The following is a 24612-nucleotide window of genomic DNA, read 5'->3' on the forward strand; positions in this document are numbered from 1 at the left end:
CCAATGAGCACAGAAAGTATTTTTGTCATTGCAGGAAGTTTGGTGCTAATTAGCATCGTGGTCAGCACCGTTTCCGATCGCTGGGGTATTCCAGCCTTGGTGCTGTTTATGGGAATTGGCATGCTCGCTGGCTCTGATGGCCTTGGTGATATTTATTTTGATAATGTAAAAATTGCCCAAGTTGTCGGGATTGTAGCGCTGATTTATATTTTGTTCTCTGGCGGGCTTGAAACCCACTGGAACAGAATTCGCCCGATTATTGGGCCAGGCTTATTGCTGGCCAATATTGGGGTGATGCTTAGCGCTAGTATGGTGGCTGCGGTTGCCGTTTGGCTCTTCGATTTGCCGCCATTGGTTGGGTTGCTGCTTGGGGCAATCATCTCATCGACCGATGCTGCTGCTGTGTTCAATGTACTGCGAACGCGCGGCGTGCGCCTGCCGGAGCCAGTTGAATCGCTGATCGAGCTTGAATCGGGCAGCAACGACCCAATTGCTGTATTTTTGACGATCGGCTTGACCAGTTTTCTGACCACTAGCGACCATTCGGTTGGCGCATTAGCGATTGAATTCGTAATGGAAATGGTCTTGGGGGTGATTATCGGTGGGCTAGGCGGTTTTCTGATCACATGGTTGATCAATCGGCTACCCCTGCAAGATGGCCTCTACCCAGTCTTGACCTTGACCATGACCATTATGGTCTATGGGGCGGCAGTTTTGGTGCATGGCAACGGCTTTTTGGCCGTCTATGTAGCAGGCTTGGTGGTTGGCAATCGGCCAATTATCCACCGCCGCAGCTTAATTCGCTTCCACGAAGGGATTGCATGGTTGATGCAAATTGCCATGTTCTTGACCTTAGGTTTGTTGGTGTTTCCATCGCAACTGCCGCCGTTGATTGGCAGCGGCATGTTATTGGCGCTGTTCTTGATGTTTGTGGCCCGCCCGCTCAGCGTGATTATTGCCTTAGGCTTTACGCGTTTCAACATCCGCGAACGCTTGATGATTGCTTGGGCTGGCTTACGGGGCGCAGTGCCGATTGTTTTGGCAACCTTCCCGCTGATTGCGGGAATTCCCGAGGCAAACAAATTGTTCCACATTATCTTCTTTGTGGTGCTGGCCTCGGTTACGGTGCAAGGCATGAGCATTGGTTGGGTGGCTGATAAGCTAAAACTGCAGTCGCACGAGATTCAAATCAATAGCAAGCCCTTGGATTTTATTCCTGAGATCAGCCCCGAAAGTACCGTGTACGAGGTGGTTGTGCCTGATGACGCGCGCTTAGCTGGGCGCAACATTATGGAATTGCAATTGCCGCGCGGCGCTTTAGTGGTGTTGATACGGCGGGGGCGTGAAACGATTGTGCCCAGTGGTAACACGCGGGTGCAAGCCAACGACACAATTCTGATGTTGGCCGACCAACAAGCCTTGGAAGTCATTAACCAACGCTTGAACATCGCCAAACAAGCAGGCTAAACCAACGACCCCTTGCTCAAATCATTTGGGCAAGGGGTTCGGTTGACTATTGTTCGATGACCGTAATGGCTTCAGCAGGCGTTTTCTCGCCATACATCACCATCATCAGGCCTGGGAAATAGCGATTCATCAGATGGACTGATGGATAAATCGTGTTGCGAATCCAAATAAAGGTTAATGTTTCATCTTCAAAATCAAGGCTGCTCTTGAAGCGCACTTCGCCGTCGTTAAAATCAAGCTCGAAGTTGCCGATATGCAAGCCATAATTGGCACGGGTTAAATATTCGGCGACCAATTGGCGTTTATCTTCAGGCACTTTCATCGGCGCATAGGCATAAATCAACAATTGTTCTTGTTCAAGTTTAATTTGGGCCAAGCAGCGAATATCGACATTTGCGCCTTGATAGTGCATGCGATAGGCAGGCCGATCGTCGACGCGCTGCGGATACCAGCCATCTTCTTCGAGAAAAAGCCCTAAAGTGCTGAAACCACGCCAGCCAGCGGCCTGTTCATGTTCAGGATCAAGTTCAGGAGCGTATTCTGGTTCTTCCATGAGCCACCTCGCATTGAGCATAACACACAGCGTCGCTGTGCTACACCGGTTTCGTTGCTATTATACCTGAGCAGGTTGTGCATGTCATTGGTCTTTGTGCTGCTAGTATCGCACACGGCTGTGTCAACGCTTGTCGCAGAAGAACATAGAACATAGAACATAGAGCATAGGACATAAGGGGTCAGAAACTACAAAAGCAGCGAAAATTGATCCACGAAGGGCACGAAGAGCACAAAGAGAATGGAACCGCGAAGAGCGCGAAGAACGCGAAGAGTATGTTTAGCCACAGATTGGCACAGATACTTGAGATTATGTTTCTGCTCCCCAATAGCCAATAGCCACGAGGGTTAGTTATAATACTCAGCAACCGCAATAAGCCACAAGGGAGATGTATTTTGAGCAATAGTTCCGACTTCAATCAGACCCTAGAAGAACTCATCCAAATCTGCTACGATCCACCATTGTATCCACATATACCGCCGTTAAAGCTTAATGCGCCAACCAGCTTCGGATTCAGATTTTCACCAGAACCTGGGAGTGTAGCGGAAAACGAGGTTTATGCATGGCAAAGCGGGGCCTCATTCCATGGCTGGGGTTGGATCGAATATGGCAATAGCATCGCCGAAGCTGCGCAGAATTTGCTCCATATGCTTCGTAATCCGCCGCCGATTGATTTGGATTAAAGGAGCAGCCACAATGACTCGCATATTTCCTGCCTTGGATACCAGCATCGAACAGTTGATTCCCTATTTTGTGCAACGACCACGCCATAACAATCAACGGGCTGAATTTGGTTTTTCATTTACCCCCAAACGCTATCTTACCGCTGATCGTGGGCAGTGGGAGGCAAGCGCCAGCTTTGCAGGCCAGCAGTGGGCTTGTTATGGCGATTCAATCGAAGAAGTTGCCTATCAACTTGCTTGTTTGATTCACGAGCATAGTGCATAAACCCTGCTGCTTAAGGGATTAAACCGCGAAGATTGATCCACGAAGGGCACGAAGGGTATGGAACCACGCAGAGCGCGAAGGGCACGAAGGCTCCGTTTTTTACCCACAGATTTGTAGGATTGTGTTCCCAAATGTCAATAGCCAAGCCCCTGAGCCCTGATCCTTCTTCATCCCTCATCCCTCATCCTTCATCCTTTCGTGCTCTGCGCCTCTGCGTTAAATATTCGATCCACGAAGAGCACGAAGAACACGAAGGGTATGGAACCGCGAAGAGCGCGAAGGGCACGAAGGCTCCGTTTTTTACCCACAGATTGGCACAGATTCGTAGGATTATGTTCTATGTTCTATGCTCTATGTTCTTCATGTTGCGCTCCTGACCCCTAAAAACTAGCCTCTGACCCCTCGACCTAATTATTCGCGCCGTTTTCGCAGCCTTCTTTGATCACGGCGATTTCGTCGGGCACTTCGACGGCCTCGACCGCGCCGCTAATAAATGGCTCAAAGAACCCATGAATAATCGTTTTGGCGGCCTCAATTTCGTTGGCGCGTTGCACATCGCGGCGCAATTGGTTGCTCGCATACAGGCCAATGCTAAATTGACCAATCAATTGCTTGAGTTTGCCCAGCGCTTGGCGCTCGACCATGGTTTCGGCACACATATCGACATAGCGCACCAGCAAATCACGCTTATCGCTCGGCGTTGGCACAAACATCGCTTGACCAGCGCGCAATTGGGCAATTTGGCGAAAAATCCATGGATTGGCCATAGCAGCCCGCCCAATCATCACCGCCGCAACGCCGGTTTGTTCCAACCGAGCCAAAGCCTCGGCTGGCGTGCGCACATCGCCCGAACCAATTACTGGAATTGAAACCGCCTGCACAACTTCGGCAACCCGTGACCAATCAGCATCGCCGCTATAGCCTTGCACTTTGGTGCGCGGGTGCAGAGTAATCGCTGCACAGCCAGCATCTTCGGCAATTTTGGCAGTATCAATATAATTCAGCGTTTGCTCATCCCAGCCTGCGCGAAATTTGAGCGTAAACGGAATCTTGATTGCAGCATGCACCGCTTTGAGCATTTGTTGCATTTTGGGCAAATCTTTGAGCAACGCCGAGCCATGGCCGCCGCCAGTAACTTTCGGCGAAGGGCAACCGCAGTTTATGTCAATTACATCAGGGCCAAGCTCTTCGACAAAGCGCGCCGCAGTGGCCACCAAATCTGGGTCGTTGCCCGAAAGCTGAATCGAGATTGGGCGTTCTTCTGGCATATAATCGAGCAAACGATGGCGTTTCATGGCTTTGGGCGAAACGCTGGCAGCGTTGGTCATTTCGGAAACAACCAAGCCACAGCCACCCAACGACAAGACCAACCGCCGAAAAACCGAATCGGTTACACCCGCCATTGGGGCTAGCACCATGTTTGGAAAAATGCGCATTGAGCCAAGTTGAAATGATTCGGGCAATGCTTGAGTCAGAGTATCAGTCATAAGCTGCATCCATGTGATTTGATTAATATGACAACAACGCCAGCATCAACTGACGCTGGCATTGAAAAAGCCGTTTTTTGTATTATACGCCTATTCGCTGGCTGCGGGATCAGCCAATTCGCGGATGACGCAGCAGGGATTGCCCGCCGCAAATACATTGGCTGGAATATCTTTGGTTACCACGCTGCCAGCGCCAATTGTGGTGTTATCGCCAATTGTCACGCCTGGGCAGATAATCGCGCCACCACCAATCCAAACATTCTTGCCTATCGTCACTGGAAAGCCCAATTCTGGGCCTTTAATGCGTTCGCTGGCGAGCAACGGATGGCTGGCTGCATAAATTTGCACCGCCGGCCCGCACATTGTATTGTCGCCAATCGTGATGTAGTTACAATCGAGAATCACGCAGTTGGCATTGAAATAAACATTATTGCCTAAGCGAATATGTGCCCCATAATCGCAAAAGAACGGAGGTTCGACCCAAACATGCTCGCCAATTTCGCCAAACCACTCCTTCAACAAGGCCCGTGATTGCTCAGGATTACCCGGCTCAATGGCGTGAAACTGGCGGCTTAAGCGTCGGCTACGCAACGAGAGCGCTTGAAGCTCAGGATCAGCCGCCACATATAATTCACCTGCCAACATTTTCTCACGTTCAGTTTTGCTCATTATGTGCATCCTTAATAATTATAGTGCTTGAATACTAGCATACTGAAACGTTTTTGAAAATAATTCAGCCCTACGAATGATTAGGCCATCGCCAAAACGCTATCGAAGCCAATTCGTTTGCCAATTGAGCGGGCCAAACGGGGGCTAAATGCGGCGCGCATCATCAAGCGTGTGAGTTGCACACCCAAGCGGGTACGTGGCACAAAGGTTAACGCAACTCGACGAGCGCCTGCCTGTTTGCGCTCAACAAACAGGCGCATGCGTTGCTCATAGGCCTGGAAAGATGCTTGATGATCGGCGGTTTTGGCCAGCTCCTCGGCCAGCACGTAGGCTCCGCCCATGGCTGTGGCTGCGCCTTGGCCCGAAATTAATGTCAGACAATGGGCAGCATCGGCAACCAACGACACTCGCCCTTGCGACCAGCGCGGCATACGAATTTGGCTGATCACATCGCAATAAAAGGCACTTTCATGGTTAATTGAATCGATCAATTGTGGAATAATCCAGCCAGCATTGTGATATGCAGCTTGGAGCATCGCCTTGCGCTGATCGGGGGTTGGCAAGCTGGTTTGCGGGCTACGATAGGCCAACATCATTAAAAAACCACCCTGCCGATCGGGATAGATTGTTGCTTGGCGCTGTGGCTCGATCAACATCGTGGCATTTGCGCCATAGTCGGCCAACGTTGGAATTTTGAAGGTGGCAAAGGTATAGCCCAACGGTCGGGCAAACTGGCTTTCGGGGCCAAACACCAGCTGGCGCGTTTGCGAATGAATTCCATCTGCACCGATCACCAAATCAAATTGCTGCCTGCTCCGATCGTTAAAACCCACGTCAACATACTCAGCATGCTGGTGTAAATCGACAATCGTGGTGGCATAGCGCACTGGTAGATCAGGCGGCAAGGCAGCGGCCAAAACTGCCTCTAATTCGGGGCGCATCAGGTGCAACATTGGGTGGGGCAAGGCTTCGCGCAAAGGAGCCAAGGGTTGTTTGACAATCGTTTGGCCATGGCTATTTTTGATAATCAGTGCTTCGACTTGCATTTGGCGGCGCTCAAGCTCAGCTAAAATGCCCATTCGTTGCGCCACATCCCAGCCGCTGCCACTAAGATCGATGCCATAGCCTTCGGCGCGGCGTTGGGCTGCTTGCTCGATAATCGTGGGTTGCGCACCATGATGCTTCAGCCAATAACCCAGCGTCAAGCCCGCAATCCCCCCACCTACAATCAAAATTCGGCGTTTGTGCTGCATCGTTCTATCCTCATCAATAATTGACTGACTAGTCGGTATATTATTGAGTATAAAGCGCTTTTAGAGGCTGTCAAGAGTGAAAATTACAGGAGCACGAAGATTCGACTATGGCAATTGATCACCAATTCGTTGATAATCTAGCAGTAGTTATCCAGTCAGATATTGGTCACATAGGAGTTTTCGTTGATACAAGCAACTCAATATTCATCAAATCGATTCATTCGGCTGATTGGCGGCTTGTTACTACTTAGTACGTTTGGACTAACGAGCAGTTTACTCAAGCCTTCGGCGGCAATGGAAGGAGTGCCAGCAGTTGAGCCACGGTTTAATCTGACCCAACGGGGCGGGGTTATCATGATTGGTAATACACTAGGCCATGATTGTGCGGCGGGCGTTCCCGCCACAATAGTGGGCGCGGTTGGGGCATGTGGTACAAACACGAGCGATTCTGGCATTGACGTTTTTTGGCGAGCCGATTCGCCTACCACAAGCCAAGCCGAAGCTAATACCGCAATCACGAATACACAGGCTCGGAGTAGTGCAAGGCTCAATATTCCAGTCGGGGCTAGTGTAACCCATGCCTACCTCTATTGGGCTGCCCATTGGGATAGCGTCCCATCCACAGGCGATCCTGATGCTACGCTCGAATTTAATCGGGGCAATGGTCAAACAGTTACAGCCATAAACTCCGTTGTAAGCGTAAACTCGTTTTATCAATCAGTTGCCGATGTCACCAGCTACGTTCAAAATCATGGCTCTGGAGCCTATCGCATTAGTGGTGTCCAAAGCAACGTGTTTGGTAATGCCAATGATACCCTCGACTTTGCCGCTTGGTGGTTAGTAGTAGTCTATGCTGATCCAAGCCAACCCAATCGGACAATCATTCTCCACGATGGCCTAGATCGGGTTGCAATTGGTCTGCCACTTACCAACACATTGAGTGGATTCAATATTCCCAGCAGCAGCACAACCAACCTTGCGATTGTGGGCTACGAGGGCGATAACTCAAGCGCAGGTGACCAATTGCTGTTTAATGGTAATAGCGTCAGCAATGCGCAAAACCCTGCCGATAATATTATGAATAGCACTCTCTCATATTTAGGTTATCGAGTTTCAAGACCAGGTGATTTGCCACAACTAACTGGAGTAGCCAATAGTATGGGCGGTTTTGACCTTGATACCTTTGATGTATCAGCCTTGACTAGCCCAGGCCAAACCACTGCTAACATTACCGCCAGCTCTAATGGAGATATCTATTTTGTTGGGGGATTGATTTTAGCGATCACTTCGTTGGTTGCCGATACGCCAACTCCAACCGCAACCAATACGACAACTAACACACCGACGAATACGGCCACAAGCACGCCAACCAACACACCGACGAATACGGCCACAAGCACGCCAACCAACACACCAACCAATACTGCAACGAGCACGCCAACCAATACTGTCACTGCAACCAGTAGCCCAACCAATACTCCAACCAGCACCACGACCAATACTCCAACCAGCACCACGACCAATACTCCAACCCCAAGCCTATGGCGAGCCTTCTTGCCAATCGCAATTCGTTCAGCTGAATAAGCATCTTGAAGCTAAAAGCCAACAGCCGAGACAAAATCTCGGCTGTTGTGGTTAACATCTGCTTGTGCTAGATCAACCATTGGGCTACCCGTTGTTGCAGCGCATCCATGCCTAATTGGCCGTAGATTTGATAGGCGTGCTGAAATGCGTGGCGGGCCTTATCCAACTGTTGCTGACGTTGCAAAGCTTCGGCCAAAGCCACTTGAATTGCGGCTATTTCTGCCTGCGAACCACTGCTTTCGGCCATGTGCAAGGCTTGTTCAAAGCAGGCTTGGGCGGTAGTAGGCAGGCTGGGGGGCAAAAGGATTGGCTCATTCAATTGGCTTAACGCACTGCCCAAAACCCGCAAGGCGGCGCATAATTCGAGGCTTTGTTGGCGCTCGCGCGCAGCATGATGCGCTTGGAGAATATGCCGAATCGCCTCATCAGGATAGCCCAAACCAAGCGCAGCCTCGGCCCGAAAACGATGGGTTTCGGCAATGCCATACCACGTGGTTGCCCGCGCTAAATCAAAGGCTTCGTTCAAGGTTGCAATCGCGGTTTCATAGGTGCCAAGCCCAACCAGCGCCCCGCCCAAATTGCTCAAATACATGATTAAAGATTCGGGATTGCGCAACTCGCGGCCAATCGCCAAAGCCTGTTGATACAAGTCAACTGCGTGTTGGAAATCGCCACGATGGCGGGCGGCTTCGCCCATCACATTCAACATGCGGCCTTCAGCTTCGCGCTGGCCAAGTTGGCGGTGCAAGGCCAAACCTTCTTCAAACAACACTTCGGCGCTGCTAAATTGGCCCTGCAACACATTCATATAGCCATGGGTCTTGAGCGCCAAAGCCAAACTATGCAAATCATTAGCATCACGAGCAATTGTGACTGCCGATCCGCTGGTTTGCCAAGCTTCGTGGAGTTGGCCTTGAAAGCTGGCAATCCAGCTCATACGCTGGAGAATGTTGCAATGAGCACGCTGATCATTGGCTTGTTTGGCATATTGCAAGGCTGATACGATGCTTTGCATAGCCACGTGGTGCAGGCCTTGGCTACTTTGCACATCGGCAATTTCGTACCAAACTCGGGCCAAGGCGGCCAGTTGGTTTTGGGGTTGGGCGTGGCTCAATAAGCGCTGGTAGATTGCTTCGGCCTCATTCCAACGCCCAATTTGCCTGTAAATTTCGCCCATCGCAAAGAAAATATCCAAGCTTTCGTGGGGTTCGAGCAAGGGCAAGCAGCGCTCGTAGTAGCTCAAGGCGACATCGGTGGCATAACGGGCCGCCGCCGCATCACCAGCCTTGCGAAAATAGTTGCGCTGTTTATCGAGATTGTTGCTCATGCCATAATGATGAGCCAACAAATCGGCTGCGCCTTCAACTCCATAGGTTTCGACCAAATAATCGCCAACCTGCTCGTGGAGCGCGGCGCGCGTTGCCAGCGGCAGGCTTTGGTAGGCAACTTCTTGGGTTACAACATGTTTAAACAGGTATTCAAGCTCTGGTTCAGCTCGATCAAGCGGCGTAAGATCCATGCGGCTCAGCGTGTTGAGTTGCTGTTTCACTTGCTCGGCGCTGCCAAGTTGGGGGTATGCGCCCCACAGCCAATTGGCCTTGAACAAACGCCCAATCACGCTCGCCACTTTGAGCGTATGTTTGGTCGTCTCCTCAAGCTGATCCATGCGACTGATAATCAGGCGGTGTAAGCTGTCGGGCAAATCGAGCTGGGCCATGGCTTTGGGGTCGCTCAAATTGGGCTGACGTTCAACCACCAAATTGATCAATTCTTCGATATAAAATGGGTTGCCTTGGGCACGTTCGGTCAATTTGCCAACCAATTGCTCGGAAGGCACTTGGCGATTGCCCAAAAGTTGTTTGATTTTCAGCCGCACCAATTCGGCAGTTTCATCGAAGGTAAATTCTTGCAGCTCAATTTCGGTCCAATGGTCAAGCTGGCGTAGCTCGTGCCACATGGTTTGATCGCGCTCGGCTGATGGGCGATAGGCCAGCACAATCAGCACTGGAACATCGCGAATTGCCTTGGTAATGCGGGCCAATAAATCATTCGAGAGCGAATCGATCCAATGGCAATCTTCGAGCACCAGCAAAAGCGGCGTTTCGTTGGCGCGATAGCGCAAACAATCCACCAGCAACGATTCAAGCAACATTTTGCGCGACTTAATATCGAGTAATTTGGTTAATGATTGATCGGGAATTGGCAAGCGAAGTGCACTCGCCAGCAGCGGCATCCAATCCAACAAATCTTGATCGATTAATGCTAATTGCGCTCGCAACTGCAACATTTGCAAATCAAGAGGCCACTCTGGGTCAACATTAAAAAATGAGCGCCACAAATTATGCCAAAGCAAATAGCTAATTGTCGTGCCATACGAGAGGCATTCGCCGCTATAAACCGCCACCCGTTGCGCCCGCGCAATCCGCCGAATTTCGGCCACGAGCCGCGATTTGCCCATGCCAGCCTCGCCAGTGATGCCCAAAACCTGGCCTTGGCCTTGCTTAATTTTGCTCAGCAATTCGCCGACGAACTGTAATTCTTGGCTACGGCCAACCATTGGCAAGGCATAGGTTGGCTCTTGGCCGCGAATTGCGGTTTGGCGCAAATCGGTTAATTCGTGGAGTTCGACCAATTCGCTGCGGCCTTTGACCCGCACTGCTGGCAATGGCGCGGTTAGAAACGTGGAGCTAAGCGTGGCTTGGGTGGCTTCGGTGAGCAAAATTTGGCCTTGGCTTGCTTGCTGCATCAAACGAGCCGCTAAATTCACCGTATCGCCAATGACCGTATATTCTTGGCGGCGCTCCGAGCCAATCAAGCCACAAAATACAAAGCCCGTGTTGATGCCGATTCTGGCCTCGAATTCAGGCAATGCGCGCAGTTCTAGAGCACAATGCGCCGCTCGATCGCTATCGTTTTCGTGGGCAACTGGCGCACCAAACAAGACCAAAAAGCTACTGCCTTTATCGCCAACTTCAACTTTATTCAGATAGCCAGCGTAGCGCTCGACGATGCGCAGCACCTCGCGAAAGTAGTGGTTGAGGCGCTCGGCAGCAAACGGGTCGCGATCATAATCGGGGGCATCGAAATTAACAAACAACAAGCTAACCGAGCGCCGTTCGTTGATAAACGCCGTGCGACCTTCACGCACTTGTTGGGCAATTGTGGGGTGGAGATAGGCATCAAATTGAGCGGGCGGATGCGGCGTAATTGGTTCGGGCCAGCGAATTGGCTGAGCGCGCACCGTCTGTTCTAGCCCAAGCACGCGGCTAAAGCGCTGATTAAGTGGCTCGACGGTGAATAAATTACAATCTAGTGAGTCGCAATCGACCACCACATCGCCAGAGCGGGCCTGATTTTCGGCCTCGGCAGAGCGCAACAAGGCCGAGCCACCAACCACCGAAACACAGCGCTTGCTGGGATCGCCGACCGTGGTATAGAGCACATGGCCAGCGCCAATGCCAATTTTGAGGGTTAAACGCCAGCTGGTTGCTTGAATCTCAATTGCGCCCAATTGCTGCATTAAATGTTGCATTTCGAGCGCACAGCGCACGACGCGGGCGGCTACGCGCTGCGCCCGCTGAGGCTGATTGATCGGAAACAAGGCAGTAATTGCATCGCCGCCAAAATTGCTAATCATGCCCCCAAAGCGCTCAATCACATCGATCAACGGCGCAAAACAACGATTTAACCAACGGGTCAGGGTTTCAGTGCCATGCTGATCATGGTGGCCAAGTGCTTCGCTCAACGGCGTAAAGCCAGCAATATCAGCAAAAAGCACGACTGCTTGCCCATGTTTGGTAGTTTGGGTGGCAGCGGAGGCACGTTGGTCGAGCAATCGGGGAACAATATACGGCGGCAAATAAGCAAACCAGCGTGCTTGCATAGAGCAACTCCTACGCCCAGTTAAATCATCGCGCTTATTACGCTCGCTGCTAGTATAGCCCGTACTATAGTCCTATGCAAATCCCCTGACCATGGTTTAGACCTGTGCAATCAAACTTGGGTCGTCGTTGCTTGGCGAATTGAGCCTGGTTGAAACCGGATAGACGCTCATTTTTTCGCCAGCGAATGGCGTTAAGAGTGGCAGCAAATCAGCAACATCGATCTCAGGGTTGAGCCAATCACGTTCGGTTTCGGGCGCAAGAATAACCGGCATGCGATTGTGGACTGCGGCAGCCATGGCATTGGCCGAGGTGGTAATCACGCTAAACGTTGCCAGTGGTGCTTCGCCGCCGTGCCATTCTTCCCACAAACCGGCCATGGCAAATGGTTGGCCATCGTCGAGCACAAAGCGAATTGGTTGTTTGCCCTTGGCGGTTGCCTGCCATTCATAATAGCCATCGGCAAGCACTAAACAACGCCGTTTGCGCAATGGCTCGCGAAAGCTGGGCTTTTCGAGCAAAGTTTCGGCGCGGGCATTAATCATTTTGTTGCCAATGCTGGGATCTTTGGCCCAATGCGGCACTAAGCCCCAACGCAACCATTGCACACTCTGCGGATCGCGGTTGAGGATAACAGGCAAATTCTGGCTTGGCGCTGCATTATAGTGCGCTTGCCAATCGCCCGCCACTTGCACCCCAAAACGCATCGCAACCTGTTGACCATCAGCAGTGATCGAATAGCGTCCACACATTGGTTTCACTCCTTGGTAATCACCCAAAAGCTACTATCGGTTACCCAAGCTTAACTATACCGTTAAAAATTCTAAAAGTAAACACACATGTTCGCTTTTAAGGCAATAAAAAGCTTTATGCTACAATAGTCGCTTGCAAGCCCATGCGTGGAGGGCTGCACTTAACCCTATCTGCGAACAATGGGAGTTCTCAACGTGAAAAGCATCACGGTGGCCTTACCCGCCTATAACGAAGCTGAAAACATTCCAGCCATGGTTGAGGAAGTTGTCAATACCCTCGAAAGCCTTGGCCGTACATATGAAGTGATTGTGGTTAACGATGGCAGCCGTGATAACACTGCGGCAGTTGTGCGTGAATTAGAAGCCCGCTATCCCCATGTGCGCTTGGTCGATCATGAGGTCAACCAAGGCTATGGGGCGGCAGTCTGGACAGGCCTCACCAGCGCCAAAACCGATTTGGTCTTTTTTACCGATGCAGATCGCCAATTTGACCTTGGCGAGTTGCCCAAATTGTTGGCCAAAATTGATCAAGCAGATTTGGTGGTTGGCTATCGCTCGCCACGGCGCGACCCACTGATGCGGCGATTAAATGGCTGGGGCTGGAGCCGTTTGGTCACGTTATTATTTGGCTACACCGCACGCGATATTGATTGTGCCTTTAAATTGATGCAACGCCATGTGGTCGATACACTCAAAGAGCAAGTGCAATCACGCGGTGCAACATTTAGCGCTGAATTTTTGGTACGCGCCAAACGGGCAGGCTTTCGCTTTGAAGAAGTGGCGATTAATGGCCATCGCCCACGGGTAGCTGGCAACCCAACTGGCGCTAAACTCTCGGTTATTTTGCGCGCTTTCCGCGAATTGATTGCGGTGCGCAGCCAATTAGCCCAACAAGAACAAACCAAAACCAAACACATTTAAGCACTAAACAGCAAACCCCCGCTCATTGCAAAAGCTGAGCGGGGGTTTTGGCGTAACGCCAAAACTTACAGTGCCTCAAGCACAGTTAGCATGCGATCGATCTCAGCGCGGGTGTTATAGTGGGCCAAGCCAACCCGCACCATGCCACCTTGATCAAGCAACTTCAAGCGTTCAACAGCGCGCAAGGCATAATAATGACCGTCCCAAACACAAATGCCTTCGTTGCCGAGGGTTTGGGCAATCGCCTGCGGCGTAAACCCAGCAAGGCGAAAAGCCACGGTTGGCACACGCATATAGCCACGTTCTGGTTGCACAATCCCATACAATTGCACCCCTTTGAGGGTTTGCAAACCTTGAATCAGATATTGACCAAGGCTATGTTCAGCTTCAGCAATGGCATACATTGCCGCCAACAACACTGCCCGCTGGCCAAAAATATCGCCCAATTGGGCATCGTAGCGCTCCATATAGCCCACGCCCAAGCCACCGAGGTATTCCAGCGCGCCGTTAATGCCAGCTTGGCCTTCGAAATTCTGGGTGCCAGTTTCCCAACGGCTGGGAAGGGTTTCGGGTGCAGGCCGCACTTTGTAGGCAAATAGTCGTTCCAGATGTTCGCGTTTGGCCCAGAGTACACCAACATGCGGGCCAAAAAATTTATAGGCTGAACATGCCACAAAATCAGCATCCAAGGCTTTAACATCACATGGAAGATGCGGCACACTTTGGACTGCATCGACAAAGCATAACGCGCCGACCGCATGCGCTTGCTGCACAATGGTTTGCACATCGTTGATTGTGCCAAAAGCGTTCGAAGCCCAGCCGACTGCTACCAACTTCGTGCGCGGCGAGAGATAGCGCTCGAAATCGCTCATCAGCAGCGTACAATCATCAGGGTTAAAATCAACAAAATGCACGGTTACGCCACGCTCTTCAGCGGCCAACAGCCAGGGCGTAACATTGGCATCGTGGTCGAGCATGGTCAGAATAATTTCATCGCCAGCTTGCCATTCACGAGCCAACGAACGGCTCAGCGCAAAGGTCAGCGATGTCATGTTGGCCCCGAGCACAATCTCATCAGGCTCACCGCCAAGCAAGGCCGCTAGCCCAGCGTGACATTCATCAATCACCGCATCAGTGCGCTGGCTGGTCAGAAACGCGCCATGGGTATTGGCAACCGAGCGCCGCAAATAATCGGTCATCTGACCAATAACTTGTTGCGGCACTTGGGTTCCGCCAGGATTATCAAAAAAAACTAAGGGTTTCCCCGCGTGAGTTTGGCTTAATGAAGGAAAGTGACTACGAAATGGAGCGAGATCGACCGTCATGGCAACTCCTTGGAACTAGACTAGGCTGGTTGGACACTTCCTAGTTGGTACGATAAAGCTATGATACAAGATCTGGATAATGCTGATTTATCAGCACAAGCTTTCAGCGTTTAACCCCGTTTAATCCTCATTTTAAGGCCTAAAATGCCTAATCGAGACTTGCAAAAAGCCCTTATTATCGGTATACTCAGGAGGGATTCTCATTTTAAATTAATCCATAAGGAGGAGGTATGCTCCCACGTTCGACCGTGCGGCGCAGCATGGGTTTAATCATCGTCATGATGCTTTTAACTCTGATTGTTGCCCGACCTCACGCCTCTAATGCTGCCGATCCGCCAACCTACTATCCTGAAACCGGTCACTATCTTAGTGGTGGTTTCCGCGATTACTGGGCTGCCAATGGTGGCTTGCAAATTTTTGGTTACCCGATTACTGAAGAATATCGCGATGCACGCGGCAAAACCATTCAATGGTTTGAACGGGCACGCTTTGAAATAGCCAGCAATGGCTCGATTGAGTTGGGGCTTTTGGGCCGTGAAGCAACCGTGAATCGGGTGTTTCCGCAAATTCCACCGCAGCCAAACGATGCAAACCATCGCTACTTCCCTGAAACCAGCCACATGGTTATGTGGGGTTTTAAAACTATTTGGGAAACCAAAGGTGGTTTAGGTGTATTCGGCTTCCCAATCAGCGAAGAAATGGATGAAATTCTTTCATCTGATAACAAATGGCATACGGTTCAATATTTTGAACGGGCGCGCTTTGAGTTCTGGCCTGAGTATCCTGCTGGGCAACGGGTGGTTGTGAGCGATTTAGGTCGCCGCTTGGCTCCACGTGAGCTGACCGCACCATTGCCACCAGGCAGCCCGCCAGGGCCACCACCAAGCAACCCAGGCAACAAAGATGCAACGGTCAACCCAAGCTCAGGCCCACAAGGCACAATCTTTGTCTACAATGGCTTTGGCTTTGTAGCTGGCGAAGAAGTTGCGCTCTGGGCAACCACGCCGAGTGGTCAAGTTATGCCAGCTAACGGCACGACCAATGCTGATGCTGATGGCTCATTAACGTCATCACAAATTTTCTTTGGTAGCGATAATGGGACTGAGCTTGGCAAATGGGCGATTACTGCTCAAGGCTTAAGCAGCGGTCATGCGAGCGTTGGCTATTTTGAAGTTACGCCAGCACCAGAGCAACCACTGCCAGCAGATTACAACGCGCGGGTTGATCCTCGCGAAGGTCGCCAAGATACGGTTTACAATTTCTATGCCTCAGGCTTTGTGCCAGGCGAATTAGTAGCTGTTGGTGCGTTAAACGAAGATGGTGATTTGGTAACTGAAGTCCTTGGGGTCATTGCTGATGGCAATGGATCGATTGACTATGCCAATGTTTACTTTGCACCCAACAATAATTTGCCACCAGGCATTTATGAAATCTATTCGACCAGCGAAAGTGGTCGCGAGGCCTATGCCTTCTTGCGCATGCGCAGCAATAGCGTAACCAGTTTATCAACCGCAAGCATGCGTGAAGCTGGAAAATCAGCGCTTAGCTTCAGCCGTGGCGATGGCCAAGCCAGCGAAGGCCCGCTTGATTTCTTCAAGAAGTAAGCGTTGGCTTGCGGCTTGATTAAAAGAGATGAGCAACTGCTCATCTCTTTTTTTGTCGCTACAGGCCGCAGGATGCTATAATGCTCCTACGGTTCGACCGTAAAAATGCAGGGGCTTTTGAATCGAAAGGATCAATCAATGGCTCATCGGGTTACCTTGATTCGTGGTGACGGAACAGGACCAGAACTTGCCGAAGCAACACGCCGGGTCTTAGAAGCTACAGGCGTGGCTTTTGATTGGGATATTCAGGATGCAGGGGTCGATGTGATGGAGCAACTTGGTACTCCATTGCCCGATTCTGTGCTCGAATCAATTCGTTCAACCAAAGTGGCGTTAAAAGCGCCGATTACCACCCCCGTTGGCACTGGTTTTCGCTCAGTCAATGTGGCGATTCGTAAAGAACTCGACCTCTATGCCTGTGTGCGCCCATGCCGTTCCTACCCCGGCGTGCGCTCACGCTTCGAAAACATCGATTTGGTAGTTGTGCGCGAAAATACCGAAGATCTCTATGCAGGGATTGAGTTTGAGCGCGGCACGGAAGAAGTTGCCGAATTGCGCAATTGGTTGCTGCAAAAACGCCCAAATGCCTTGATCAAAGAGCCAGGCGGGATTTCGATTAAGCCGATGTCAGTGCCAGGCTCAGAGCGCATTGTGCGCTTTGCCTTTGACTATGCGCGCAGCAACAATCGCAAAAAAGTGACCGCTGTCCACAAAGCCAATATTATGAAGTTCAGCGATGGGCTGTTCTTGGAAGTGGCCCGCGAAGTTGCCAAAGATTATCCCGATATCGAGTTCGACGATCGGATTGTCGATAATATGTGTATGCAGTTGGTGCAAAAGCCAGAACTTTACGATGTGCTGGTGTTGCCAAACTTGTATGGCGATATTTTGAGCGATTTGTGCGCTGGTATGGTTGGCGGTTTAGGCGTTGCGCCTGGCGGCAACATCGGCGAACATGGTGCCGTTTTTGAAGCCACCCACGGCTCAGCACCAAAATACAAAAACCTCAACAAAGTCAATCCAACCGCATTGATTCTCTCTGGCGAGTTGATGTTGCGCCACTTGGGCGAAACTGAAGCTGCCGATCGGCTCAATGCTGCGGTAGCATCGATCATTGCCGAAGGCAAAGATGTTACCTACGACTTGAAAGATGATCGCAATGACCCAACCGCGGTTGGGACTGCCGAAATGGCCGATGCAATTATCGCAAAATTGCAAGCCTAAGTGAGCTTTAGCTGGCGATTATGCGCTGCATGATCGCCAGCTACCCACAGCTTAACAATCAAGAACCCTCATTTAATTGGGCTTCATGGTACACTGCATCTCAGCCAATGCGAATGAACAATGGTAGGTAGCTGTGGCATGGTGTGATCCACTGTTTGGCATTCTCGAACCCATATGACACAATCAACATGGCCATCAACATCAGAATTACCTGCGATTCCCAAGGTGCGCATCTTGGGCGAGATTGGACGGGGCTTGCATAGCACCGTCTATCGCTGTGTGCGCGATGGCCAGACCTATGCCCTAAAAATTCCCCGCTTAAATGGAACCCAATCACCAACCATGGCCGCTGCTGCCTTTCGCCGCGAGGCCAGTGCCTTGGCGCTTGTGCGGCATCCCAGCTTGCCCGAAGTGATCGAGGTTGATCACTATAACGAGATGCCGTATATCATTATGGAGTTGGTGCAAGGCCAAACCTTGCTCGATTTGGTGGAGCTTGGGCCATTGCCCGAAAGCATGGTCATCCGCTTGGCCAAAGATTTGGCGAGTGCCTTGGCCGCCGTTCATCGCCAGGGCATCACCCATCGCGATATTCAGCCGCGCAATATGTTGATTCAGCCCTCAGGCGAGGTTAAATTAATTGATTTTGGTTTTGCGATTCACAATAACCTCGACCCAGAACAAATCCATGTTTTAGGCACGCTGCGCTATAGCTCGCCTGAACAAACCGGCTACCTTAAACGCACGGTCGATGCGCGCTCGGATTTGTATGCCTTGGGCGCTGTGCTGTTTGAATGTTTGGTTGGCGTGCCGCCCTTCAATTCCTCAAATATTGCCGATTTGATGCGTCAACATGCCTTGGTGCCAGCGCCTGATGTGCGTTCGTTGGCAGGCCATGTCTCGCCTGCTTTGGCCGAAATTATTGCCCGCTTGCTGGCCAAAGATCCTGATGATCGCTACCAAACTGCCGAGGGTTTGCTCTCGGATATTACTCAACTTGATAGCTTAAATTTAATGCTGGCTGCTGGGCGGCCAATTCGGCTGGGCGCAGACGATCTTTGGACTGGCGCGCTATACGATAACGATTTGATTGGCCGCGACGCAGAATTGGCTGTGCTACGCCAAGGCTGGAACAGCGCACGCCAAGGCCATGGCAGCGTGATTGTCATCAAAGGCGCGATGGGTTTGGGCAAAAGCCAATTAGGCCGTGAGATTTTGCATCGTGCCCGCTCGCTGGGAGGCCTAACCTTTGGCTCAACCTGCGTCAAAGATACGGCCTTGCCCTATAGTGCGTTGCGTAGCCCGTTTGAGCAATATTTACACTACTTGGAATTAATGCCCGAAAGCCAGCGCCGCCATGCAGAGGAGCAACTGCGCCAATTGGTTCAAGGCTACCAAGAATTGATGGTGCGCACATTTCCCGATTTGCAGCCAATTTTGCCCCCAGCCAAACATCCAGAAATTGCAGTTGATTATGAGCGTTTTAATGCAATTCTGGCCGATTTGCTGCTCTGGATGACGCGCGTACATCCTGCTGCGGTCTGGTTTATCGACGATTTACAAGCCATTGACGATGCCAGTTTTAATGTGGTGCGCAGGATTATTGGGCGGATTCAACAAGTCCCATTGTGTTTAATTATTTCCTTGAATGCCAGCCTCGACGGCCAACAGATTTATGAACGACTAACCAGCAACCAACCAATACCGATTCAACTGATTCAGCTCCAGCCGTTAAGTGATGAGGCAGCGACCCAATTTATTACGAGCTATTTGGGCGGCTATAGTGTCGATCAGCAGATTATCAACGAGATTGTGGCTCGCAGCGTTGGTAGCCCATTTGCCTTGCGCGAATACATCCAGACCTTGTTGGATACTGGGATGTTGCGTTTGGTCAATAATTGTTGGATGATTGATGATCAAAGCCTGACCAAACTAGCCTTGCCATCGCATGTGGTGCGCTTGGTGCTTGGCCGCATCGACGAGCTTAGCCCTGAGGTGCGGGCGATTCTCGAACTAGCGGCGGTGCTGGGCTTTCAATTTCGGCGCAATAGCCTGCTTGAACTATGGCACGGCGAAGCCAGCGAGGTTGACGAGGCCTTGACGATTGGTGGCCGCAGCCATCTGATCGAGCGCAGCGCTTCGGGCCATTATCATTTTGCGCATCAAAATATCTATCAAGTATTTTTGGAAGGCATTGCGCCTGAGCAACAACAACAATTGCACGCCCAAATTGCCAAAAATCTTGATCACGAGCAGCTTGAGCCTGAGGCCATGTACCAATTGGCCTATCATTATGCCCGCGCCAAAAGCCACGATCCAGCATTTTTGGCCCGTGGCTTTACCATTTTGAGCAATGCAGGCCAAGTCGCGCTCGAAAAATATGCCTACGATGAGGCCTATCATTTTTTTGAACAGGCGTATCAGATTGCCCAAGGTCAAGCCCTGATCTTTCAGCCACAGCAACATGCCCAATTTGCCCAACTTTGCCTACGCTTAGGCCAAAACCAAACCGCCTTGCTCCACCTGCAAGCAGCACTTGAAGAAACCAATGATTCCGATCAGCGTGCGCGATTGCTGGTCGCGATTGCCCATATTTATGCCTGGCAACAACAGCCGCGTGAGATCTGGCGCTATTTCGATCAGGCCTTTCAAGCCTTGGGCGAGCCAGCCTTAGAGCGCACGTTGACTGGTTTGGTTGGCGATATTGGCCGCTCGCTGGGACGTTTGTTTAGCAGTAGCTGCACATGGATTTGCCCAAGCTCAGAACAACAACAGCAACGGATCATCATTTTGCTGGAAATTTACGATACGGTGGGCATGTATGCCTATCTCAATAGCCAAATGTTGTTGTTGGTGAGCTTGTTTTTGCGTTCGTTGGTGTGGGCGCGACGTGGGCGCAGCCGCCCGGCCCGCGTGCGAGCTTTGAGCAATTATGCAAGTATGTGGGCCATGACTGGCCAAAATCGGCTCGCCAAACACGCGCTGAGTAAGGCCAAAACGATCGCCAACACGCCCAGCCCTGATCCTGTCTTGCAAGCGCGGGTTAGTTTGTACGAAGGCTTTATTAGCCATATTATTGGCGCTGAAGTGCAAGCCGAACGTCTATTGCGTTCAACATTACGTCAACATGCTACCACAATTGATTCGCTCTCCTATGGCCATGCGGTGGCTGATAGCGTGCTCTTGCTCTTTTTGCGCGGCCACGTGCTTGAAGCATGGCAATTGGTGCAAGAAACCTTTGAGCGCTTTGAGCAACATAATCATCATAATGAACAAACCTGGTTTTTGAAATTATGGGCTGCGCCGCTGCTAATTAGCCTTGGCTTTACCGCCGAAGCCCAACGCTACCCCGTGCCCGAAATCAAAGCTCGTCAGCAATGGTTGTTGGCGTGGCAAAATTTGGCCGATGCTTCGCAGATGATCGTCAACCTAGAACAAGGCGATCCTGGCCAGCAAAACGATCAATTATTGCGCCATTTTAATCGCCAACGCCGTAATAATCCGCGCATGATGCCATTCCATTCGCGTTATGTCTATATGCTTCAGGGCTATATTCGGATTGCCCAATTTTTACAGCAACGCAAGCGGGTTGCCTTGCGACGACTGCGAATTGCCGCGCGCCAAGCCTTAGTCGTGGCGACAACCCCGATTTTGCGCGGCCATGCCTTGGTGATTGTCGCAGCGGCGCATGGCTTCGACGGACGCTTTGCCCAAGCATTAACCCTTTTAGGCCAAGCTGAACAATTAGCCCATCTGCACGATGCGCCATGGATTTTATACGAGGCCCATCGAATTCGCGCGCATCTGTTTGGCATGCAGCAGCAAATGGCCGCCGCCAAACGCGAAGCCAGCCGCGCCTATACAATCGCCTTTGATCATCAATGGGTCTTGCGGATGCGCCATGTGGCCCAAAGCTTCCAACTTGATGACCCAGAACGCCTGAATTCGACGACCAGCATCATTAGCGAAGAGGGCCTCCGGCCTGATGATAGCCGCATGCAACGCTTATTGGATGCGCTGCTTTCGGTGAGCTTGGCCTGGGCCCAAAGCTACGATCTCGCTGAGCAAGCCCAAACCGCGCTTGATTCAGTAATTCGGATTTTGGGCGCTGAGCGAGCGTTCCTATTTTTGCTCGAAAACGATGAATTACAACTACGAGCGGCGCGTGATGCAGCAAGCAATCAGCTGAGCGAGGGCTTGCAAGGCTATAGCCGAACGGTGCTTGAACGTGTGCGGATTACCAAAAAACCGGTCATTGTTAGCGGAGCCGATGATGCCTTAATTATCAGCAGCGAGAGCGTTACGGCCCACAATTTACGCAGCGTTTTGGCAGCACCGCTGATGCTCGATGGCCAGTTTTTGGGCGTGGTCTACCTTGATAATCGGTTGGCTTGGGGCTTTTTCTCGCAAGAAGATGAGATTATTCTCCGCGCCGTAACCACGCATATTGCACTAGGCTTAGAAAAATCGCGCACCACCCAGCTTGAAATGCACATCAGAGCTGAACGCGAGCAACGGCGCTTGGCTGAGCATTTGCGCCAACTTTCAACCGTGTTGAATGCAACCCTCGATTTGGCCGATGTTTTGAAATTTGTCTTGAATCAGCTTAATTCATTGTTGCCCTATTATGGCGCGTGCATTGCCCTCTGCGACGATGCCTATCTCAAATTTGAGCAGGTTGAAAGCCCAAGCCCAACCCTCTGGATGCGCGGCACAAAAATTATAAGCGCCGATGATGCCTTATTCACCGAGTTGGCGACGACTCGTCAGCCGCTGATTGTTAACGATATAACTAAGGATTCGCGCTTCAACGGCTATGGCGAGCATCCAGCGCGCTCGTGGTTGGGCTTGCCATTGCTAGCGCGTGGCGAAATTATCGGCTTTATGGCGATCGATCGCGATGAGCCAAACGCCATTTCCGAGCACGAGGCTGAATTGGGAATGACATTTGCCTCGCAGGCAGCAGTGGCGATTGCCAATGCCCAATTATTTGGCCAAGTCCAACGGCTGGCGATTACCGATTCGCTGACCCAAGTCAATAACCGCCGCCATTTCTTTGAGTTGGCCGAACGCCAATGGGTGCTGACGAGCAGCAGCGATCATCCACTGGCAGCGATGATGCTCGATGTTGATCATTTCAAACGGGTCAACGACACCTATGGCCATTCGGTTGGCGATTTGGTCTTGCGCACGGTAGCCGATCTTTGCCGGGCCAACTTGCGCCCCACCGATCTGCTTGGGCGCTATGGCGGCGAGGAATTCGCGATTTTGCTGCCAGACACCGATCTATCGGCAGCAGTAACCATCGCCGAGCGTTTACGCTTAGCAATTAGTCGCCATCAGATTCAGCATGAACAAGCCAGCATTCGCTTAACCGTCAGCATTGGCGTGACTGGGTTGAGCAAAGATGATACCTCAGTGGCCGGCCTGCTGGATCGGGCAGATCGAGGGCTGTACATTGCCAAAGAAACCGGACGCGATCGGGTTATGATGGCCTAGGGCTGTGCTACAATAGCTCAAGTTTGGTGCATTTGGAGGGCCTGATATGGTGCGTGATATGCTGCGCAACTTGCGGCGCGTGCGCTTAGTTGAAGTTCAGCTGCTCATAACCGTGCTGCTATTGTTTGCCGCTGGCTACATGATGGTGTTTGCCACAGGCCAACGCCGTTTAGAGGCCGATGTTGGCTCGTTGCAATCGTTGTTTAGCGTGCTATGGCCATCGTCGTTGCCGCTGCTGCTGTATTTGGTGGTCAGCGCTGGGCTTTCGTATCGCAACCCCAATGCCGACCAAATTTTGCTGCCCTTGGTGGCGGTACTTTCGGGTTTGGGCTTGCTATTTACGGCACGGGTTGCGCCAACCCTCGATAAAGACATTTATGGCGATGTTGCGGCCAAACAATCGGCGTTTGTGACGATTGGGGTCATTTTGCTGGTGCTGATGGTCTTTGTCGATTGGGATCGCTGGATCTTTATTCGGCTGTTTCGCACCGGCATGATGGAATGGCTCAAAAACCACCGCTGGACGTGGATGCTGCTTGGCGTTGGCCTGATGGTCTTGACGTTTATCATCGGCGTTGACCCCAACAATAGCGGCGTGAAAGTTTGGTTTCGCTTGCCTGGCGGCTTTTTGTTTCAGCCAGCAGAGCTACTAAAAATTATCTTGGTGGTGTTCCTCGCCTCGTACCTAATTGAACACCGCGAGGTAGTTAATCACGGCTATCGGCTTGGGCGCATAACCCTGCCGCCATTGCCCTATCTGGTGCCGATGGGCGGCATTTGGGCCTTGTGTATGGCCTTGATTGTCAAGCAAAGCGACTTGGGCGCTGCCTTGTTGCTGTTCGGCATCTTCATTGCAATGTTGTATGTGGCGACGGGCAATGGCTGGTATGTTGGGGCAAGTTTTGGTGCATTCGCGATTGGCTCGTATGTGATGTACCAATACATTGGCAAAGTCCAAGAGCGGGTGGCGATTTGGCTTGATCCTTGGTCAGATGCTGCGCGTTTGGGCTATCAGATTGTACAATCCCAATATGCACTTTCGGCGGGCGGGGTGACTGGCAGCGGGCTGGGCTTGGGCGCGCCCTATTATGTGCCAGCGGTGCATACCGACTTTGCCTATACTGGAATCGCCGAAGAGTTAGGCCTGATGGGGACAATTGGCATCTTGATTGTGTATGTGCTGATGATTTATCGTGGCTATCACATTGCCTTATCCATTCCAGGCCGTTTTCGCGGCTTTGAACAATTGCTGGCGGTTGGCCTGACCACAATTTTGGCAGTCCAAGCATTGATCATTATTGGTGGTAACTTGCGCGTCATTCCCTTGACTGGGATTACCCTGCCGTTTATCTCCTATGGTGGTTCATCGGTTGTGATGAACTTTGTAATTGTTGGCTTGCTTTTGCGCATTTCCACAACAACTCAGAAGCAAACCTAAGCGAGGC

The 24612-nt window shown here is 51.4% G+C and carries 16 protein-coding genes; 9 read left to right on the forward strand and 7 right to left on the reverse strand.

Annotation, left to right across the window (positions count from 1 at the left end; genetic code table 11):
* Positions 1 to 3: 3 nt before the first annotated feature.
* On the forward strand, positions 4 to 1467 hold the full coding sequence (locus JOD20_RS14855) for a potassium/proton antiporter (RefSeq protein ID WP_204756018.1): 1464 nt from the start codon (positions 4 to 6) through the stop codon (positions 1465 to 1467).
* A 46-nt stretch (positions 1468 to 1513) separates the two neighbouring features.
* Here JOD20_RS14855 and JOD20_RS14860 read toward each other — a convergent pair whose 3' ends face one another.
* Positions 1514 to 2020 carry a YbjN domain-containing protein gene (locus tag JOD20_RS14860; RefSeq protein ID WP_054533141.1) on the reverse strand — a complete coding sequence of 169 codons (507 nt, stop codon included), beginning with the start codon at positions 2018 to 2020 and terminating at the stop codon, positions 1514 to 1516.
* 395 nt (positions 2021 to 2415) lie between these two features.
* Here JOD20_RS14860 and JOD20_RS14865 point away from each other — a divergent pair, with 395 nt between their 5' ends.
* Both JOD20_RS14865 and JOD20_RS14870 read left to right on the forward strand, forming a co-directional pair.
* Entirely contained in the window at positions 2416 to 2703 is a 288-nt protein-coding gene (locus JOD20_RS14865) for a hypothetical protein (RefSeq protein ID WP_204756019.1), read from the forward strand.
* Between the two features lie 13 nt (positions 2704 to 2716).
* Positions 2717 to 2968 carry a hypothetical protein gene (locus tag JOD20_RS14870; RefSeq protein WP_204756020.1) on the forward strand — a complete coding sequence of 84 codons (252 nt, stop codon included), beginning with the start codon at positions 2717 to 2719 and terminating at the stop codon, positions 2966 to 2968.
* 407 nt (positions 2969 to 3375) lie between these two features.
* Here JOD20_RS14870 and dusB read toward each other — a convergent pair whose 3' ends face one another.
* The 3 genes from dusB to JOD20_RS14885 all read right to left on the reverse strand — a co-directional run bounded on the left by dusB (position 3376) and on the right by JOD20_RS14885 (position 6377).
* Positions 3376 to 4455, reverse strand: a complete 1080-nt coding sequence (gene dusB, locus JOD20_RS14875) for a tRNA dihydrouridine synthase DusB (protein WP_239583870.1) — start codon at positions 4453 to 4455, stop codon at positions 3376 to 3378.
* A 90-nt stretch (positions 4456 to 4545) separates the two neighbouring features.
* Positions 4546 to 5124 (reverse strand): sugar O-acetyltransferase, encoded by a 579-nt coding sequence (locus JOD20_RS14880; RefSeq protein WP_204756022.1) that lies wholly within the window; start codon positions 5122 to 5124, stop codon positions 4546 to 4548.
* An 80-nt stretch (positions 5125 to 5204) separates the two neighbouring features.
* A complete protein-coding gene (locus JOD20_RS14885; RefSeq protein WP_204756023.1) occupies positions 5205 to 6377 on the reverse strand; it encodes an FAD-dependent monooxygenase in 1173 nt (390 codons plus the stop codon).
* A gap of 183 nt (positions 6378 to 6560) precedes the next feature.
* Between JOD20_RS14885 and JOD20_RS14890 the strand changes: the two genes are divergently transcribed.
* Positions 6561 to 7961: a DUF3344 domain-containing protein gene (locus JOD20_RS14890; RefSeq protein WP_204756024.1), complete on the forward strand. Its 1401-nt coding sequence runs from the start codon at positions 6561 to 6563 to the stop codon at positions 7959 to 7961.
* A 67-nt stretch (positions 7962 to 8028) separates the two neighbouring features.
* Here the strand turns inward: JOD20_RS14890 and JOD20_RS14895 are convergent, their stop codons facing one another.
* Positions 8029 to 11844: a tetratricopeptide repeat protein gene (locus JOD20_RS14895; protein ID WP_204756025.1), complete on the reverse strand. Its 3816-nt coding sequence runs from the start codon at positions 11842 to 11844 to the stop codon at positions 8029 to 8031.
* 96 nt (positions 11845 to 11940) lie between these two features.
* Complete coding sequence (locus JOD20_RS14900) at positions 11941 to 12594, reverse strand: SOS response-associated peptidase (RefSeq protein ID WP_204756026.1); 654 nt, start codon at positions 12592 to 12594, stop codon at positions 11941 to 11943.
* A 195-nt stretch (positions 12595 to 12789) separates the two neighbouring features.
* On the opposite strand from JOD20_RS14900, the gene JOD20_RS14905 reads away from it, so the two are divergent.
* Complete coding sequence (locus tag JOD20_RS14905; RefSeq protein WP_204756027.1) at positions 12790 to 13515, forward strand: glycosyltransferase; 726 nt, start codon at positions 12790 to 12792, stop codon at positions 13513 to 13515.
* A 65-nt stretch (positions 13516 to 13580) separates the two neighbouring features.
* Here the strand turns inward: JOD20_RS14905 and JOD20_RS14910 are convergent, their stop codons facing one another.
* Entirely contained in the window at positions 13581 to 14840 is a 1260-nt protein-coding gene (locus JOD20_RS14910; RefSeq protein WP_204756028.1) for a cysteine desulfurase-like protein, read from the reverse strand.
* 230 nt (positions 14841 to 15070) lie between these two features.
* On the opposite strand from JOD20_RS14910, the gene JOD20_RS14915 reads away from it, so the two are divergent.
* The 4 genes from JOD20_RS14915 (at position 15071) to JOD20_RS14930 (ending at position 24605) form a co-directional block, all read left to right on the forward strand.
* Complete coding sequence (locus JOD20_RS14915; RefSeq protein WP_204756029.1) at positions 15071 to 16444, forward strand: hypothetical protein; 1374 nt, start codon at positions 15071 to 15073, stop codon at positions 16442 to 16444.
* A 138-nt stretch (positions 16445 to 16582) separates the two neighbouring features.
* Positions 16583 to 17668 carry an isocitrate/isopropylmalate dehydrogenase family protein gene (locus JOD20_RS14920; protein WP_204756030.1) on the forward strand — a complete coding sequence of 362 codons (1086 nt, stop codon included), beginning with the start codon at positions 16583 to 16585 and terminating at the stop codon, positions 17666 to 17668.
* Between the two features lie 174 nt (positions 17669 to 17842).
* Positions 17843 to 23167 (forward strand): diguanylate cyclase, encoded by a 5325-nt coding sequence (locus JOD20_RS14925; protein ID WP_204756031.1) that lies wholly within the window; start codon positions 17843 to 17845, stop codon positions 23165 to 23167.
* Between the two features lie 46 nt (positions 23168 to 23213).
* Complete coding sequence (locus tag JOD20_RS14930; protein ID WP_054533129.1) at positions 23214 to 24605, forward strand: FtsW/RodA/SpoVE family cell cycle protein; 1392 nt, start codon at positions 23214 to 23216, stop codon at positions 24603 to 24605.
* The last annotated feature ends 7 nt before the right edge of the window (positions 24606 to 24612 follow it).

It is taken from the genome of Herpetosiphon giganteus, assembly GCF_016907925.1.
Taxonomy (GTDB): domain Bacteria; phylum Chloroflexota; class Chloroflexia; order Chloroflexales; family Herpetosiphonaceae; genus Herpetosiphon; species Herpetosiphon giganteus.